The organism is Pradoshia sp. Z5_111, assembly GCF_058267535.1.
Genome location: NZ_JBZCPQ010000001.1, coordinates 536,994 through 554,940, shown reverse-complemented (window position 1 = coordinate 554,940; position 17,947 = coordinate 536,994). Strand labels below are relative to the sequence as shown.

The window sequence follows — 17,947 nt, the reverse complement described above, 5'->3', positions numbered from 1 at the left end:
ATTTTAATCATTAGCGATTATTTTTATTTACTGCTTCCCATAAACCAATCAGGTAAGTAGCACCTAATGCACGGTCATATAAACCGTAACCAGGCTTACCAGTTTCGCCCCAGATCATACGACCATGGTCAGGACGGATTGGTCCTTCATAGTTGAAGTCTTTCATTGCTTTAATTACTTCATACATATCAACAGAACCATACTCAGATGGGTGAGCACTTTCTTCGAATGACATTCCGCCTGTTAATTTAACGTTGCGGGCATGTACAAAGTTTACGCGGTCTTTCTTACCAAAGTAACGAAGCATTTCTGGGAAATCGTTATCTGGGTGAGAACCAAGTGAACCGCTGCACATTGTTAAACCGTTATATGGGCTGTCATATAGGTTAACGAATCTTTCTAGGTTTTCTTTGTTTGTTATGATACGTGGTAATCCAAAGATATCAAATGGAGGATCATCTGGGTGGATTGCCATTTTTACGCCAGCTTCTTCTGCAACCGGAATGATTTCTTTAATGAAATACTCAAGGTTTTCCCAAAGTTTTTCATGATCAACATTTTTGTAGTGATCAAATAATTGTTGCAGGTCTTCTTTTTTATAGCTGGAATCCCAACCTGGTAAAGAAAGTTCACCTGTTAATGGATCCATTTTCTTAGCTACTTCTTCTTCGAAGATAAGAGCTGTAGAACCATCTGGAAGACGGTATTCTAAATCTGTACGTGTCCAGTCAAAGATTGGCATGAAGTTGTAGCACACAACAGGGATGCCAGCTTTACCAAGGTTACGTAAAGTTGTTTTGTAGTTCTCGATATATTTATCACGAGTTGGCAAACCAATTTTGATATCTTCATGAACCGGTACACTCTCGATAACAGAGATGTGCATACCAGCATCTTCTACAGTCTTTTTCAATTCTTCGATTTTATCCATCGGCCAAGCTTCACCAACCGGGATATCATAAATAGCTGTTACAATTCCTTTCATACCTGGAATTTGACGGATGTACTCCAAAGGAATACTATCAGTTTTTCCATACCAACGGAATGACATTTCCATAGTAAGTTTCCTCCTAAAAATTATTGAAGATCTATATTAAAATAGTTCTTAGCGTTATTAAAGCAGATGTTTTCAATTAAGTTTTGCAGCAATGCCGGATCATTTGGAATCTCGCCAGATTCTACCCAAGTACCAATTAAGTTACATAGAATGCGGCGGAAGTATTCATGTCTGCTATAGGAGATAAAGCTGCGTGAATCTGTCAGCATCCCTACAAAATGACTTAATAATCCTTGATCAGCCAGAGCTGTCATTTGGCGAATCATGCCTGGTTTAGTGTCATTGAACCACCAGCCAGAACCAAATTGGATTTTACCTGCGATTCCTTCTTCGTTTGTTTGGAAGTTTTGAATCGTTGTACCAATCAGTTCGTTGTAAACAGGATTCAAATTATACACAATTGTTCTAGGCAGGGAATCCCTGATTTCTAACGCGTCTAGCAGCGCATTTAATGGTGCGGCTACTTCGCCTTGATCACTAATGGAGTCAAAGCCTGCATCAGGTCCTAATCTTTTGAACATTTTTGTGTTGTTATTGCGGATTGCACCAAAGTGAAGCTGCATTGCCCAGCCTCTTTCTGTGTAGGCTTTTGCAAGAGCAATCAAGATGGCTGTCTTGAATTTATTTTCATCCTCCAGGCTTACAGCTTTACCACTGCGTCCAGATTGATAAATTCCATCTAATTCGCTTTCATCGAATTCAGCAAATGGAACCTCAGATAAACCATGGTCAGAAATTCTGCAGCCTTTTTCGTGGAAATATTGAACTCGATCTAATAGAGCCGCAATATAATCCGCATAAGTTGCTAATGATTTGTCAGCAACCTTTTCAAGAGTCTCCACGAATGGAACGAATGTAGCTTTATTGATTTCCAATCCTTTGTCAGGTCGGAATGAAGGAAGAACCTTCACTGGGAAATCAGGCAATTCAGCGATTTGTGCATGATACTGAAGATCATCCGTCGGCTCATCTGTCGTGCCAATTACTTTTACATTTGAGCGTTTAATGAGTTCGCGAACAGAAAAATCATCTTGCTGCAACAATTCATTGCAACGGTTCCAAATGCTTTCCCATGTATGTTCGTTTAATAATTCTTCAATACCGAAGTAGTTTTTTAACTCGATATGAGTCCAGTGATACAAAGCGTTTCCAACTGTATATGGAACCGTTTTAGCCCAGGCTTCAAACTTCTCCTTCGGATCTGCATCACCAGTAATATACTTTTCAGCAATACCATGCGCTCTCATGGCTCTCCATTTATAATGGTCACCTTCGAGCCATAGTTCAGTAATATTTTTAAATTTACGATTCTCTGCAATATCCTTTGGGGATAAATGGCAGTGGTAGTCGTAAATTGGCATATTCTTAGCGTATTCATGATACAACTTCACAGCTGTTTCATTTTGCAATATAAAGTTCTCATGTATAAATGAACTCATCAGCTTTACCCTCCTTTATGTAGCAGGTCTTGATTATTTATTTTGAAGTGTTGCTAAATGGTCCATAAACTCTCTTGCAACTGCTTGGACAGAGCTGTAATCTCCATCTTTCACATTCTTCGTTAAGGCACTTCCGATACCTACTGCAAATGCACCTACTTCGATCCAATCAGCAAGATTATCCTTGCTTACACCGCCAGAAGGCATCATTTGAACATGTGGAAGTGGTCCGTGTACATCCTTAATGAAGGATTTGCCAAGAAGGCTTCCAGGGAACATTTTGATAACATCAGAACCGTATGTAACAGCCTCCATTACTTCCGTTACAGAACCGCAGCCTGGTAAGTAAGGAACACAGTAACGATTACACATTAAAGAAATATTTTTGTCGAAGTGTGGGCTTACGATATAGCGTGCACCCTTCATAATAGCCAGACGAGCTGTAGCTTCATCTAATACTGTTCCTGCACCGATGATCATGTTGTCATCATTCATGCTTGCAAGTTCAGCAATAACATCTCCAGCATCAGGTGTTGTAAACGTAATCTCTAAAGAACGAATACCGCCTGCATATGCTTGTTTAGCGATTTCAACAGCTTCTTCTTTTGTTTTCCCACGAACAACCGCTACAACATAGCCTTTGCGCATTTCATTTAATACTTCAAATTTTGGTAACATATCATTCACTCTCCAGTTCTCGAGTCGATATCAACATAACAAATAGCGATAGTTAATCGCTATTTGTTTGCTATTTTTTGAACAGATTAAACACCGGAATATGCAGAGAATGCACCATCAACCGGGATAATTACACCATTTACAAAGCTGGATGCTTCATGGCTTGCAAGATATAACATTGTTCCAACAAGCTCTTCCGCTTCACCAAAACGATCCATTGGAGTATTGCGAAGGATTTTCTCAGAACGCTCAGTGTAAGAACCATCTTCGTTTTTCAATAATTTTTCATTTTGTGCTGTAACAAAGAATCCAGGAGCAATTGCATTAACGCGGATTCCCACTTTGGACATATGTACAGCCAACCATTGTGTAAAGTTACTTACTGCAGCTTTCGCACCGCTGTAAGCTGGAATTTTTGTTAATGGTGTGTATGCATTCATAGAAGATACATTGATGATTGTTGCACCTTTACGATTTACCATATCACTTGCAAATTCTTGAGAAGGTAATAGAGTACCCAAGAAATTCAAGTTGAATACGAATTGAACTCCTTCTGGATCTAAATCGAAGAAAGTGATTGTATCTTTCAATTGACCATTCAAATCTTCTGGGAATAAATATTCTTTAGTAGTAGTTCCAAGTGGATGGTTACCACCAGCACCATTGATTAAGATATCGCAAAGACCTAGTTTTTCTTTTACAACTGCATGAGCAGCTTTCAAGCTTTCTTTGTCTAATACGTTAGCCTCAACACCAATTGCATTTCCACCTTTTTGGCGAACTTCTTCAGCTTTTTTTTCAGCCGCTTCTAAAGCACGGTCAAGAATGGCAACTTTCGCTCCACATGCAGCCAAAGCATCAACAAATGCTCCGCAAAGGATTCCAGCGCCGCCTGTAACAACTGCAACTTTATCTGTTAAATCAACTTTAAAAGGTAAAGTAGTCATTTCGTCATACCTCCATATATTTGCATTGAATTTTGAAAAACACTATGTATACGTGTTATTGCATGCTTGTATACTAGCATACTTGAAGAGTTATATCAATAATTTATTTTTCTAAATTTGAACATAACTCATACTTAAATGCTCATTACTTATGATGCTCCATCCAAAGCAAAGTATGTATTTTCCGTGTTTCTTTTTCAGTTTCTAACAAAAAAAGATAGCTCCCGTTTCGGAGCTATCTCTTTACTAATTATTTTTTACGTCTTTCAGCAATATCAATTGCAAGTTGCTCTGTACGTTTCTTGTTTAATGGGTACAAGAACATTAGGATTAAGAAAATAACTGCATAGAACAATGCTGGTGCTAATGTACCAAGTGCATGAATTCCATTTAACGTACCTTCTGTTTGTGTCTCAAGTGCTGCATTGTAACCAACTGCCGCGATCAAGAAACCGCCAAGTCCACCAGCAACCGCTTGACCTACTTTACGAGCGAAAGAGTAAACGGAATAGATTGTTGCATCTTCACGTAGACCTGTTAAGAACTCATGGTAATCAATAACATCCGTTACAAACGCCCAAATTACAACGTTTAAGAATGCTGTACCAAACATACCAAGTGCTGCAATCCATACAAATGTCATTGCATCAATATCTTTCAGCATGAATAGTACGAAGTAAATGATAGCCGCAAATCCCATACCAATAGAAGCAATTTCTTTTTTACCGAAACGAGCAACTAATGGTTTAACCATTGGCATTGCAATGAAAGAAGTAACTGTTGTCATAACACCAACAAGGCTTAGTGCTGCAGTGCTAGTGAAATAATCTTTAAATAGGTAAACGTTTACTGCCCCCATAAGCATGCTGTTTGTCATGAATAATAAGGATGCAGTTAAAATCCAAATAAGTGGTTTGTTTTGACCAATCGCTTTAAGAGTTTTACGAAGATCCATTTTTTCTGCGTCATTTGTTTCAGGAACGATACGTTCAGTTGTTAATTTGTAGCAACCGATGTAGCAAGAAATTGCCAACACACCAAATATACAAGCAGCCATGAACATACGGTTTGCATCGATTTTGTTATCAACAAAGACAATCATTGGTCCGACTGCATTGATGATCAAGCTCGCAAGCATCATACCAGCTGTTCTGTAAGTAGATAAAGAAGTACGTTCAACAGGTTTATCTGTCATAACAGAAGCCATAGATCCGTAAGGAATATTAACTGTACTGTACAAAGTACCCCAAACGATATATGTTACGAACGCCCATGCCAGATAGAATCCGTCGCCCATACCAGGAATTGTAACGAACATTAAAACTCCTGAGAAAACTAACGGGAATGACATTCTTAAAACCCATGGTCTAAATTTACCATTTTTAGTAGGTTTTCTTGTGTCAATAAAACGTCCCCAAGTTACGTCTGCTACTGCGTCCCATAAACGAGCAGCCATGAAGAGCGCACCAACTGTCGCTGCATTGATGCCAAAAATATCGGTATAGAATACCATTAAGTAAGCACTTACCAATAAGAAGAAGAAATCGTTTCCAAAGTCACCTAATAGGTAACCAATTTTATCCCTCATGCCGAATGGACGAACATTAGGATTAGAATTTCCTTCTGGTGAGCCTTGTTTTTTCAAAGCTTCTGCACTCATTTAAATACCTCCAAATACATTATGTTATAAATGACGAAAATACCGCCAAGCAGGTTCAAACACTTACACTCCATACTTCCATCAATCTCCTGAAAACTGTAAAGGCTACTCTAACAGGTAGTATATACTTACTCCCAAATTTTATTTACATTTCTTTTGCTCATCATTTCACAAAATGAAGTAAAATAAAATGTTGGATTTAATTTGTTCTAAAACTGATTATTAATATTTCGTGTAAAAATAGATTATAATTACTATTGCTCATCATTTCACAAACAAGAGTAAAATAAATGTTTGAAACTCCTTCTTGGTTCAAACTGTGTTTCGTTCATTTACACTAGTATACTAGCATGCGCATGATGAGATTAAAAGACCTTTTTTAAATTTTTTTGGAGGTAAAATAAACCAAACCTAATTTGTCTGTTTCCGTTTCATTCTGGAAGCTTTAAAAAGGTACAACCCGAGGAGAAACGGACTTACGTTTTTCTAGATTGTAAAGTGTCAAATTACTTTTCACCCTCATTTCTCCCGCTTATCTTCGCTTAACTAAATGAGAAGCAATAAGAAATACTTTTAGAAAAGCTCACAACAGAGCCTCTGATTTAACAGGATGCAAAATGTTAATAAGAAGTACTAGCTGAAATCCAAGTGTAATTTCCATAAAGTGCAAATTGTTTGACTTGTCAGAATGGAGGCGTAATATCAAATTATCATTTAAATTTGGAGGTGAAGGTTACTGTCACTCTATAGTAGCCGATAGTTATCATGAAATATCTAGTCTTATGCTCGCAAATCCTTGTTCTTTTTCTTTTTTATTATATCGGTGTATTCATACAAGAGCTGCTTAGCATTCCAATCCCCGCAAGTATTATTGGGTTATTATTACTATTAGTCTGCTTGAAATTCAAAGTAATCCCGGTTGAATACATTAATCGTGGAGCTGGTTTTTTAATTGCTTTCTTGCCTTTGTTATTTGTTCCTATCTGTATCGGTATTATAAAGTATCCCGAGCTGTTCTCCTCTAAAGGGATCATCATTATGTGTGTCGTATTTATTAGTACAATCATTACCCTGCTGATATCAGGAGGAACAAGCCAGATACTCGAAAATTCTGTGAACAAGCGAAAGGATCAAAATAAATGGAGAAATTACTGATTGCAATTTCGATTATTATTATAACTGTCATCATATTTCTTTTATTAAATAAACTGTATATCCGATTTTCCTTTCCATTTCTTTTACCAATCTTAACAACAACCATTTTAATTGTTTGCATCCTTTCATTTTTTAATATTTCTTATGATACATATATGATTGGCGGAGATTGGATTAATCAATTACTTGGTCCCGCAGTAGTTGCATTGGCTTTTCCGCTTTATAAACAACGGAAAATGCTAAAGGATCATATATTCGTCATTTTGGGAGGTGTCTTCCTTGGGGTATTGGCAGGAATGGTCAGCGGGCTTCTATTTAGTAAACTTGCTGGTGTTGCCGAAAAGATGGCCGTTTCTATATTGCCAAAATCATTAACTTCACCGGTTGCTATACAAATATCAGAGGAATTAGGAGGGGTTCCAACATTAACAGCTATTTTTGTCATGATAGCAGGTCTAACTGGGGCTATTTTAGGACCGCTTATTTTAAATCTGTTCCACATCACAAATCCCGTAAGTAAGGGGATTGCTTTGGGCAGCGCATCCCATGCAATCGGTACCTCAAAGGCTTTTGAATTCGGTGAATTAACCTTTTCCATGAGTTCTATCTCCATGACATTAAGTGCAATTTTTGGTTCCATTTTAGGCCCAATTATCATGAACCTATTTATTAATTAGGAATAAAAAGTCCGTTTTTGCTGTAACGGACTTTTTATATACTTTGCGCTACCTCTTTAATCCCGTAATTTTCGTTCTCGATTTGCTTTACCCTTTCGCTGCATTCCTGTAATTGTTGATTCAGTTTGATAAGCTCCTTCTCATATTTATTTTTAATCCTATTCTCCGTTTCAATCATGAGATCTATATCCGACAGTTCCTTCTGTATTTGTTTAATTACAATTCGATCAGTCCGTTTAAAGTCACTGTCCGAATCTAAAATGTCTTTGACTAAGCTCTCCAGAAGCTCGTCCACTTTTTTCTCTTTACCAAACTGATCAAGTGTCACTGACATATTCAGCAATTTATTAGTAAATTGTTTTATTAAACTGGTTTCCAGTATCTCATTGCTTTTTGATGCGGCTAATTGGTTTAATGTTTTTTGGATTTTAAAGTACTCAGTACGATGTCTTTCAAAGCTTTCGTTTATCGTCAACTCATTTATATCTATAAAAAGGAGGGTAGATTTAAGCTTATATATTTCAATATTCAAACGTTCCTGAATATGATTTTTTTGATATGAAAATTCGTTTATTCTTTGCCGTGATTTTTGGACATGTGTACTCATTTCGATATGTTTCATTTCTAATAAGTCAGAATGATACTCCAATTGACGGTATTCCTCTACTCTTCTCTTCCATTCATCCAGGAATAAAACAGGACTGGATACAGATTTTTCATCACATAAATACGTTAAGGTAATCTGCATAAGGATATAAGGCAGTAGCCTTTTTTTTATAGCCTGTTGCTGATAGTTTATTTGAAGGACTCTGCCGCCAAAGACATAGGGTGTAATAAAATATGGAGAAGTTAATAATTTTATCGTAGGGGAAATATTTTCTTGATTGATTAATGGGATATTCATTGGAAGTTTTTCATTGTAGTTCATTAATAGCTTTGTGAACATATCAAAAAATGAAGGAAGACTAATATTTGATACCTGAATTAATAAAGTGGATAATTCAATTTCCTTAAAAACCTCAATTGATAAATAATTTACAGGCAATTGTTGAAGCAGGATCCATTTTTCATCCTCTGAGAGTTTAAATATAAATTCATATATAGTGTTTAAAAAATCCTGCTGATCCTCAGCGGAAAGATTTTGAAAGCGATATTCCACCTCATAAAACAACTGTCTGAGCTGATAGTGAATAATGTGGTGAATCCTGGTAAACTCAATTTGCTCCTTCGTATTTTGGAGGAATGATTTCTCCTGATTTATATATATTTGATATATTTTGTTAACAATTTCTTCACATTGATTATCCACATGGGAAGCCTCGCTATAATCCATGCCTTCAAGTGCTAGTGTTTTATTCATTTCCTGAAACAAACTGACCTGTAATGCTTCATCTGAGAGATGATTATATTCGTTGGTTTTTTCAAGAAGGTAGTTTACATAATCTACATTATGTTTCCTTGAAACGATTTTGTTGAAATTAAATGGGATTAGTTTTTTTAGATTTATATTTGTTAATAAACTATAAATGATTCGTAAATCGGTTCCTTTCAACGAATAGATACTGTTGGATAATAAAGTTCCATCCATAATACTCACTCTCCCGACCTTAACGGATAGAAACATTTTAACATGGAAATAGTTGTTAATATACGTGTGAATGTAAATCTTTTCAATTTAATTAAGATTGATAAAAGTGTATTTCATAAATAGAGGGACAGAAAATGGTTTAATTTCGAGATTTGTTGAAGCATGACTAATCACTGCATAAAAAAAGCATCCTATCCCTAACTGATCTGACCCAAGAAAGTTAGACATATGTATTTAGGCTACTTCAAGGACCTGAGTTCGGTATTCCACCGGGCTTAGGTCTTTTAATTTTGATTTCATTCGTTTGTTATTATAATAGTAAACATATTCTGCCAGCTCTTTCTCAAAATGCTCCATACTGTCGAATTCTTGTAGATAAAGTAGCTCGGATTTTAATAAGCCAAAGAAATTTTCTATGACTGCATTATCTAAACAGTTGCCCTTACGGGACATACTCTGTGTGATCTTATGTTGCTTTAATATTCGTTGATATTGTTTCATTTGATAGTGCCACCCTTGGTCCGAATGAAGAATGACTTCATCACCAGGTTGAAGACGAGCTATTGCTTGTTTTAACATATCGTCAACTAATTTATACACCGGTCGGCTCATCACCGAATAGGCAATAATTTCACCGTTACACAAATCTAGTACTGGCGATAAATAACGTTTCTCACCAAACAGATGAAATTCTGTCACGTCTGTTACCCATTTCTCATTCATGTTTTCTGCTTTAAAATCCCGTTGTAAAATGTTTGGTGCAATTTTCCCGACGTTCCCCTTATAAGATCGGTATTTTTTCATTCGAACTTCGCATTTAATGCCCATTGCATTCATCAATCTATTAATTGTTTTTGGATCATGATGGAAACCATATTTCTTTAATTCTTATGCATTCTCCATTTCCAGTTGCTTTATACGTGCTTCAAGTTCTTCTACAGATCCTTCAGCCGGTACAGGCTTCATTGTTTTTTTCGTGTTCTTTTTCATGGATGATTGCCCCTTTTTCTTAGAAACAAGGGCTTCATAACCGCCAATTTCAAACTTCTTCTTCCAATTTCGAATCATGCCTGGAGATGAAATGTTAAATATCGCAGCTGTGTCAATTGAAGATGTACCTGTTTCGTTCATATAATTTAGTACACTCATTTTATACTCAGCAGAATAGTTTGTATAGGGTTTTAAGAATGCCTCTATACCGTTCGCTTGATAAAGGCGAACCCAGTCACCGATAACCCGTGTTGTAACACCAATATCTTTCGCAATTGCATTCATGGTTTCATATCCATTTACATAACGTTGAACTGCTTGGATCCTTTGTTCAACAGTTAATTTTGCCATAAAAAAAACCCCCCGTAAAAATTAGATTAGTGTCTAACTTTTACGGGGCAGTTCAAACGGTTACATGGATGCTTCATTATTTCGCTTCTAGTAAACTTAAACATCATCATTCATTTTCTTTGAATGTTCAGCACAAACCTCCATCGCTTTAATGACAGAATTTCTGAATCCATGTGCCTCCAGTTCTGTGATCGCAGCAATCGTTGCACCACCCGGGGAGCAGACTTGATCCTTCAGTTCTGCTGGATGAATCCCTGTTTCCAAAGCGAGCTGTGCCGAACCCATAATGGTCTGTTCAGCCATTCGATAGGCTTTTTTTCGATCTATACCTAATTTTACAGCTGCATCTGCCATAGCTTCAATTAACACAAAAATATAGGCTGGAGAAGAACCGCATAAAGCAATAAACGCTTCGAAATCATCCTCCTTAAGAATTTCATATTCTCCAAACACACTAAATAAACGGCAAATTTCCTCTAACTCTTCACCTGTGACATGTTCATTTGGACAAATAGCTGTCATTCCTGCATTCACCAGGACAGGAGTATTAGGCATAGACAATATAAATTTCGACTCTGCTCCAATCCACTCGCCCATTTGCTTTATTTTAATTCCAGCAGCAATCGAAATAAGAATCTTCTTATCAGTAACATATTCTCGTATCTCTTTAATGACCTCTTCATATTGGTTCGGATTAACTGCTAAAAAGATTATATCTGAATTTTGGACAACTTCTTTATTGTCCAGGATTGTATGAATCGGCCACTTTTTAGAAATAGCAACCTTTGATTCTTCTGAGCGCACAGATACCAACAATTGATCAGCGAGTTTTGGATTACTGTTGATCAAAGAACCAACCATCGCTTTCCCCATATTTCCACAGCCAATAAAACCTATTCTTTTATTCATGCTTCAACACCTATTCTTCCTCATTTGACACTATTCTAACATAAAACAAGTAAAAAATAGAAAATTAGGATTAACATGCTTATTCATAAGCAGCTATGTATTTTCCGCAATAAGTTTCTTTTCATAATGACCTAGTGCTAGCAGAGGAAAAATATAATTATAGCTTTCATAAATGATATAAAAACCACCCCGTAAACCAAGACCTGTTGGATACCTGTTTGCATTTGGATGGTATAACTCTTCGTTTATTAAAAAGTTAACCCCTTTCTGTATACTTGGTGAAGTTGCCCGTTTAACTGCTAAGAGGGCGTCCAATGCCCAGGCTGTTTGGGACGGAGTACTGTAGGACAATGGTATAAAACGTTCTTTATCTGCACTCATACAGGATTCTCCCCACCCTCCATCTTTAAGCTGGATAGACTCCAGCCATCTGATTGCTTTTTGGATAGAAGGGTGCTCAGGCTTGATTCCGATTGCACATAATCCTGTCACTGCTGCCCACGTACCATATATATAACAAACACCCCATTTTCCATACCAGCTGCCATCAGACAATTGCTCTTTCAGAAGCCAGGCAGCCGCTCGTTTAATGAAGGAATGATCATGGGTTAATCCAGTATAATTACCCATGAATTCTAAAACACGACCTGTCAAGTCTGCAGTAGAATCGTCAATGATGGCATCCTTTGCATTTTCAATTGGCAGATACGCAAATAAGGAATTATAGGCATCTTTTTCAAAGGCACCCCATCCTCCATCCTTATTTTGCATACCCTTCAAATACGAGAAACCTTTTTTCCAAGCAAGATTTGCTTGTTGGTTCACTTTACTTTGCATTGTTAATGCTCGTAAACCAGCACTTGTATCATCATTATCCGGTATATAATGATTGCTATCGGAAAATCCCCATCCCCCAGCAATCACGTCTGGAGCATGTACTATCCAATCCCCTCTCGTGTTTTGTTGTTTTTTCAGCAAATACGCATTTGCTCGTTCGATAACAGGATGAGTTGTCTTTAACCCAGCTTCTTGTAAGGAATAGCTCAATAAAGCTGTATCCCACACCATGGACGGAGAATTTTGCAAATGAAGGCCATATGGTGTATCTGTTAAATAGCTCTTCATCCCTTCCACCGCCTTAAGAATAATCGGTGAGTTTCGTTTATACCCCAAAGCAAGTAAAGCATAGATCATATAACAGGTAGCTGAACTATAACTATACAATGTCCCATTCTTTTCAATCCGGTCAATCATCAGTTTTTCTGCAGATTGATAGCCAGCTTTTTGCCAAGAGGATGGAGAAAAATCAAGGGACTTTAGGTGTTTAATCAATTGATCGGTCTGAAAAAAGCGTTCCTCTCTAAACCAACCTCCTTCCTGCCCATTAAAGAAACTCGTATCAATTCCCTTGTGTTTATGCATAAAGCGTTTATTCATGCAGATGGTCATAGGAGTTAAATGCACTCTGGCGTAGTTACTGCATTGATACATGTTAAAAGGTACATGGGGCGGAAGCATAAAATAACTCATCGGAAAATGAAAAAAGCTTGGATACTTATACATTCCGTTGACTGCGAGCATCATTTTAGTCATAAAGTGAAATTTTGACACTCCACCATGCTTATTTATAAACTGTTCAGCTCGCTTCATCTCCTCATCCATCCGAGTAAAATTGCCTGTAACCAGCAGAGCTGTATAAGATTGAACGGTGGCAGATAAATTACCATCCTTCTCATCCGGATAGATACTCCAAGACCCATTGTCATTTTGAGTGCGCAGCAGCCTTTTCACTAATTGATGCATTAATTCTTCTTCCTCTATTCCTAAGGTCCGTATAAGTAAGATCATAAAACAATCCGTTAATGAAGAACCTTCAAAATTGAATGTCCAAGATCCTGACTGATTTTGTGTTTTTTCTAACCATTTTATCTTTGAGTCTATATATTTTCCAACTATGGATTTTGTCATTTCTTATCACCCCAACAAACTATTTAGATTCGCATATTGCACTAAAATTACTAAGGGGGATCACAATCGATTCATTTTTTATTGAAAAATCGCGATAATATCTCATACAACCCGCATAGGCTGCTGCACTTTGTTCATCTGTCTGATAACCTCTCATAAAAAGCGCTTTATTGGCCTGAATGACTTCAGCTTCCGTCATGGTTTGTAAGTGCCCATCTGTCTCTTTAATTATTTTTATCAATTCTTTATATAGGGTTTGAGGGATAGAAGCAGCTTTCCTTTTTACAGGCAGAGAAGTTGATTGAATGTCGACAATGATAAATCTGGGGAGTTTTTCTATTAAATGATTGTTTGTAAGATCCTTAAATCCATAATAAGCACCTATTGCTAACAAGCTGCTTTCAACCGAAAACGTAACGATGTCAGGTTGTTGTCCTAACTGCTCCCATATCTCATATGCATATGTTTTTGCTCCCTCAATCATATAGGGGTGAAAATCGGGTAAAATAAAATTAGTTGCAGCAGATTCTTGATCAGAAGCAAAATCGCTTACTCTGACTCCTTCATTTCTATGTGCATCCACCAGCTGACATGATGTATTTTCAGGTAAAGCTAACTCACAGGCAATTTGAGCATGTTTTGCATATTTAGCAACCGATAGACTCATACAAGTCGCCTCCGTTATAAGGATGTTTTGTATCGTATTCTCTAGTAACTTAGTCACTAATAATGCTGAGCATCTATCTATATAAGACTGGCTTGGTAAAGTATTTTCTAATTTTAAATAGATTTGCTGATTGTCCGAGTCCAATTTATCGAGGACGGTATTCCCCTCACCTAATGATACCTTCTCCCATGCACGTTTTTTTGCTTGTACTGATACTCCTCGATAGTACTTCCACATCGTCTGGTTCTCACCATTAATCCAATTATCCTTAAAAATACTATTACTTGTTTTGATGATTAACAGCCCACCGCATGTACAACAATTTTTATCCGGTTCCTCCATGAATAGCTCCTGGCAATCTACGCAAATAAATCGAATTTCACTCATTCCTGCTCCTCTCGTTAATCAGTTAATCAACATATTAAGATGGAAAAGTTTGCTTTTTTCATTTATGATGATGGTAAGAGAATATGGAGGCGATTAGATGATTGATGTATTTCATGGCACCTCTACTACCAATTATGAAAAAATTCTAGATAAAGGCCTTACACTTGGAACCTCGTTCAGTCATGGCAAAAAGCATGGTGATGCTATTTATGCCACAACTCGTAAACATTGGGCTAAGAAGTTTGGACCAAACATTATAGAGTTTCACGTCAATACAGATCACTTCTTATTTATTGAAGATGAGGACTATGCTAAATTATATGATTCATTTACCAATGAATTCGTACAACCTTACGAAACGATAAGTGCATATATATACCATAAACAATTCGATAGAATTCGTAATTTATCTAAAGTTAATAACAGAACAAACATTAAATTATTTATTAGAGATACTGAATTTAAAATAGGCAGCTTGCTTCGCGAAATGCTCACTTCTAACGGCTACAAAGGTATTGTTATCTCATCAGAAGATAGTAAAGGTCCATTTTTTGATCTGACAATTTATGACCTTAGCTGTATTAGCATGTAAACCACCTCCATCTACCTATTCGAGAAACCTCACCAATTTCCTTATGGCGTTTTTTTAAAAACTGTTCCCTGGTTCCAGGCTGAATGATAAGTTTTTAGATACTAAATGTTTAAATAAGGTTAATTTCAAGAATATGTATATATTCTGCAAATTAAAGTTGTTATAATATTAACCAGAATACATAAACTTTCGAAAAAGATCGGAGGAGATTTGTTGGCTAAACAGCATTCATTAACTGAATACCTTATTCCAGGCAGTCTGTTAACCGGCCTTGGAATTGGACTATCCATTGGATCTCCAGGTGTAGGGTGTCTTGTTGGTTTGGGCGGTGGCTTCCTGTTAACGTCGATATTCAATATTTTTCTGGATGGACAATCCAAACTATTAGGGATGGAAGAACTCGAACAAAGAATCAGTAAACTAGAAGAGAACGCAAAAAAGAACGGATGAATGGTGAATAGTCGCACCATCTTCGTTCTTTTTGTTTGTGACTATTTAAGTATGGTTTTAGCAAATCACTCAATTTCCTTGAACCTTGGTTAAATTAAAACTTATTTCGAGAATGGATTTATAACGGTCCAGCCATATCCTTCAAACAACTTCGTAAGCATCCAAAGATGATCATTTCCAATTAAAAGGAAAACGCGTATGTCAGAATGAAGGGGTATGGTTTCAACAATATTCTTAAATATCATCAATTCTCTTTCAAACCATTTGTTTATAAAATTAAAACCAATCATCTTACCATTTTCATCGTTCACCTCTACAAAAGATAAATATAGTTTCTCTAATTCTTCGATATACTCTCTATTGTTCAGTCTTTCATAGGAATTTATTAATTTAACCTCATTATTAATCTTTGGGGTTATTTCGTTTAATAAATTTATTTTATCTTGAATACCCGGATAACAAAGCTGGATGGTTTTATGAAAATACATCATATCCTTATGAGTCAGTTGACCGCCCCAATTCACCGCATACACTCGTTTGTGCTGCAGTTTTTTCCCTAACCGAAAACCGATTTGTTGAATTTCATTCATTAAATAATGGCCATTTAAATTTATGTAATCCTCATTCAGTTCTTCATTTTGAAACTTATCCCACTCTAAAGCTATTGTTGAAGGCTTAAATTCAGCTAAGTAATCAACCAATTCAACGATTTCATGCTCTTTATTTGTTACTATTTCTACATCTTGCTCTAGATGAAAAGTCCCTAAAAGAATGAGTTCTTTCTTCAATAAGATCCTCCCCCTCTCTTATTTTCTATATTTATTGCTGGCAATAACCCTTGATTTAAAGAAAGATTCCCCTAATTATGTGATTTTTGTTCAAAAAGCAATCTATTCGAAACTTTACTTACTCAACTCTCGGTTATACACTTCGAACAATTTTTCCACCGAAATACCATTGATTTTCATACCTGTTATCTCACTTTCCGTAATTTCCAGATTACTGAGGTCACAGTTCCTAATCTTTGATCCTTGAAGGTCACATCTTTCAAAGGATATCGGATTTTTGTCATCTCCAAGATTTGTATCCATAAATTTGGTTCCTGCCAGGGTAACTAATCTCATTTTAGTAAAGGAAAAGTTTAAATCTGCAAAATAGGATTGCTTTAAATTTATGTTTTGGAATTTTGACTGACTAAGATTACAGTTACTGAATTGAGTACTTCTCAAGTTACTATTACTAAAAGAACTCTCTTCTAAGTTAACTTGGTAACATTCTGTATATGCCATACCGCAATTTTCATATTGTTTATTTGAAATATCATGATGTTCTACCAAATTCTTAGATTTTGTCAAACTCTCTTTCCTCTTTATATAGCAAAACTCATCTTCCGACTTAAAGGTCGATTTATAGCCCAATTTCTCGTAAAAATGGTGATTATTAAGCTGCCTGCTGGATGTCTCAAGGTCCCATATTCTTACGCTTGGAAATATCTCCTCAATTAATTCCATTACTCTGGAACCGATTTTAAGATTCTGAAAATCCGGATCAACGTATATGCGGTCTATCCTTCCATATGATTTACCGGTAATCGTAACGATAACTCCACCAACTATAGCCTCGTTATAGATAATTTTGTAATAGTCTAATTCTTCGATCATGTATTTAGTCATTTCAACTGAAGTATAGCCAGGGGGCTGAATATTGTAATCCACAATTTCTTGATTTATTAGCCATCTTGTTGCTTCTTCATCAAATGTTTTCTTCATTAGTTCTGTTAATTTTTCAGCGTCACATAAGATTGCTTTTTCAATTGTTATCAAATTGTAATCTCCTTTTTCAAAATTCGATTGGATAATCTAAAGAAAATTCCCTAAATTTTGAAAGTATTAAAGAAATTCTACCATAATTTACAAGTTATACTTCATTTATTTAGTTATTTGTTTAAGAATTCAAGCAATATAAACTGGAGTATTTATAGTCGGGTATAATCATCTCTATAATGCACAAAATATAAAATAGAATATAACAAGGAGTCTAATATATGCAGAAAATTTTGTATCGTATGATATGGGTATCGATTTTATTAAGCATAAATCTTTGTGCCCTTGCCATTTCGATCTATTCGATTTTCGCGTTTGAAAAAGGGACAAACATTACCACAATGGACTATACTTTGGCAATTACCATTATGGTTATCAGTAATTTCATTACACTCCAGCTCTTCATTGCCATAAAAAAGAATCAAAAACAGAACACAATTTATGGAATAATCATTGCTGTCACTCAAATAATTGCCTTCCTTTTATTCATGCATTTGTATGAGACCACCGGCATAATAATCTTTTCACTTTCAGTCATTGCATCTGTTACCATGATCATAAAAACCTGGAAAAACAAAAACCCAGCCTTGATGTAAGGCTGGGTTAATT

Annotated in this window: 16 protein-coding genes and 1 pseudogene; 5 read left to right on the top strand and 12 right to left on the bottom strand. The window is 36.2% G+C overall.

All coding sequences use genetic code 11. The annotated features are described in order from the left end of the window. Positions 1-10: 10 nt before the first annotated feature. The 5 genes from uxuA to AC4D4A_RS02695 all read right to left on the bottom strand — a co-directional run bounded on the left by uxuA (position 11) and on the right by AC4D4A_RS02695 (position 5,781). Entirely contained in the window at positions 11-1,057 is a 1,047-nt protein-coding gene (gene uxuA / locus AC4D4A_RS02715; protein ID WP_490994474.1) for a mannonate dehydratase, read from the bottom strand. A gap of 20 nt (positions 1,058-1,077) precedes the next feature. Then, complete coding sequence (gene uxaC, locus AC4D4A_RS02710; protein WP_490994473.1) at positions 1,078-2,496, bottom strand: glucuronate isomerase; 1,419 nt, start codon at positions 2,494-2,496, stop codon at positions 1,078-1,080. A gap of 33 nt (positions 2,497-2,529) precedes the next feature. After that, positions 2,530-3,174, bottom strand: a complete 645-nt coding sequence (locus AC4D4A_RS02705; RefSeq protein ID WP_066103666.1) for a bifunctional 2-keto-4-hydroxyglutarate aldolase/2-keto-3-deoxy-6-phosphogluconate aldolase — start codon at positions 3,172-3,174, stop codon at positions 2,530-2,532. Positions 3,175-3,260: 86 nt separating this feature from the next. Beyond that, on the bottom strand, positions 3,261-4,121 hold the full coding sequence (locus tag AC4D4A_RS02700; protein WP_490994472.1) for an SDR family oxidoreductase: 861 nt from the start codon (positions 4,119-4,121) through the stop codon (positions 3,261-3,263). Between the two features lie 250 nt (positions 4,122-4,371). Next, positions 4,372-5,781, bottom strand: coding sequence for an MFS transporter (locus AC4D4A_RS02695; protein WP_490994471.1), 1,410 nt, complete (start codon positions 5,779-5,781; stop codon positions 4,372-4,374). A gap of 765 nt (positions 5,782-6,546) precedes the next feature. Between AC4D4A_RS02695 and AC4D4A_RS02690 the strand changes: the two genes are divergently transcribed. Both AC4D4A_RS02690 and AC4D4A_RS02685 read left to right on the top strand, forming a co-directional pair. Then, the gene (locus tag AC4D4A_RS02690; protein ID WP_490994470.1) at positions 6,547-6,936 is read left to right on the top strand and encodes a CidA/LrgA family protein; all 390 of its coding nucleotides are present in this window, start codon (positions 6,547-6,549) and stop codon (positions 6,934-6,936) included. Further along, positions 6,921-7,613, top strand: coding sequence for an LrgB family protein (locus AC4D4A_RS02685; protein ID WP_490994469.1), 693 nt, complete (start codon positions 6,921-6,923; stop codon positions 7,611-7,613). The genes AC4D4A_RS02690 and AC4D4A_RS02685 overlap by 16 nt, the downstream gene beginning before the upstream one ends. Positions 7,614-7,647: 34 nt before the next feature. Here the strand turns inward: AC4D4A_RS02685 and AC4D4A_RS02680 are convergent, their stop codons facing one another. The 5 genes and pseudogenes from AC4D4A_RS02680 to AC4D4A_RS02660 form a co-directional block, all read right to left on the bottom strand. Continuing rightward, positions 7,648-9,201, bottom strand: a complete 1,554-nt coding sequence (locus tag AC4D4A_RS02680; RefSeq protein WP_490994468.1) for a hypothetical protein — start codon at positions 9,199-9,201, stop codon at positions 7,648-7,650. Between the two features lie 234 nt (positions 9,202-9,435). After that, positions 9,436-10,542, bottom strand: a pseudogene (locus AC4D4A_RS02675) (IS3 family transposase). Positions 10,543-10,638: 96 nt separating this feature from the next. Then, a complete protein-coding gene (gene proC / locus AC4D4A_RS02670) occupies positions 10,639-11,451 on the bottom strand; it encodes a pyrroline-5-carboxylate reductase (protein WP_490994467.1) in 813 nt (270 codons plus the stop codon). Between the two features lie 93 nt (positions 11,452-11,544). Continuing rightward, entirely contained in the window at positions 11,545-13,419 is a 1,875-nt protein-coding gene (locus tag AC4D4A_RS02665) for a terpene cyclase/mutase family protein (RefSeq protein WP_490994466.1), read from the bottom strand. A gap of 19 nt (positions 13,420-13,438) precedes the next feature. Next, positions 13,439-14,473, bottom strand: coding sequence for a threonine synthase (locus AC4D4A_RS02660; protein ID WP_490994465.1), 1,035 nt, complete (start codon positions 14,471-14,473; stop codon positions 13,439-13,441). A 97-nt stretch (positions 14,474-14,570) separates the two neighbouring features. Here AC4D4A_RS02660 and AC4D4A_RS02655 point away from each other — a divergent pair, with 97 nt between their 5' ends. Together AC4D4A_RS02655 and AC4D4A_RS02650 are read left to right on the top strand one after the other, a co-directional pair. Further along, a complete protein-coding gene (locus tag AC4D4A_RS02655) occupies positions 14,571-15,065 on the top strand; it encodes a hypothetical protein (RefSeq protein WP_490994464.1) in 495 nt (164 codons plus the stop codon). A gap of 213 nt (positions 15,066-15,278) precedes the next feature. Beyond that, positions 15,279-15,515 carry a hypothetical protein gene (locus AC4D4A_RS02650; protein WP_490994463.1) on the top strand — a complete coding sequence of 79 codons (237 nt, stop codon included), beginning with the start codon at positions 15,279-15,281 and terminating at the stop codon, positions 15,513-15,515. 101 nt (positions 15,516-15,616) lie between these two features. Here AC4D4A_RS02650 and AC4D4A_RS02645 read toward each other — a convergent pair whose 3' ends face one another. Together AC4D4A_RS02645 and AC4D4A_RS02640 are read right to left on the bottom strand one after the other, a co-directional pair. Next, on the bottom strand, positions 15,617-16,303 hold the full coding sequence (locus AC4D4A_RS02645; RefSeq protein ID WP_490994462.1) for a DUF5694 domain-containing protein: 687 nt from the start codon (positions 16,301-16,303) through the stop codon (positions 15,617-15,619). Positions 16,304-16,417: 114 nt separating this feature from the next. Beyond that, positions 16,418-17,284 (bottom strand): GNAT family N-acetyltransferase, encoded by an 867-nt coding sequence (locus AC4D4A_RS02640; RefSeq protein ID WP_490994755.1) that lies wholly within the window; start codon positions 17,282-17,284, stop codon positions 16,418-16,420. Positions 17,285-17,559: 275 nt separating this feature from the next. Between AC4D4A_RS02640 and AC4D4A_RS02635 the strand changes: the two genes are divergently transcribed. Then, positions 17,560-17,934, top strand: a complete 375-nt coding sequence (locus AC4D4A_RS02635; RefSeq protein ID WP_490994461.1) for a hypothetical protein — start codon at positions 17,560-17,562, stop codon at positions 17,932-17,934. The last annotated feature ends 13 nt before the right edge of the window (positions 17,935-17,947 follow it).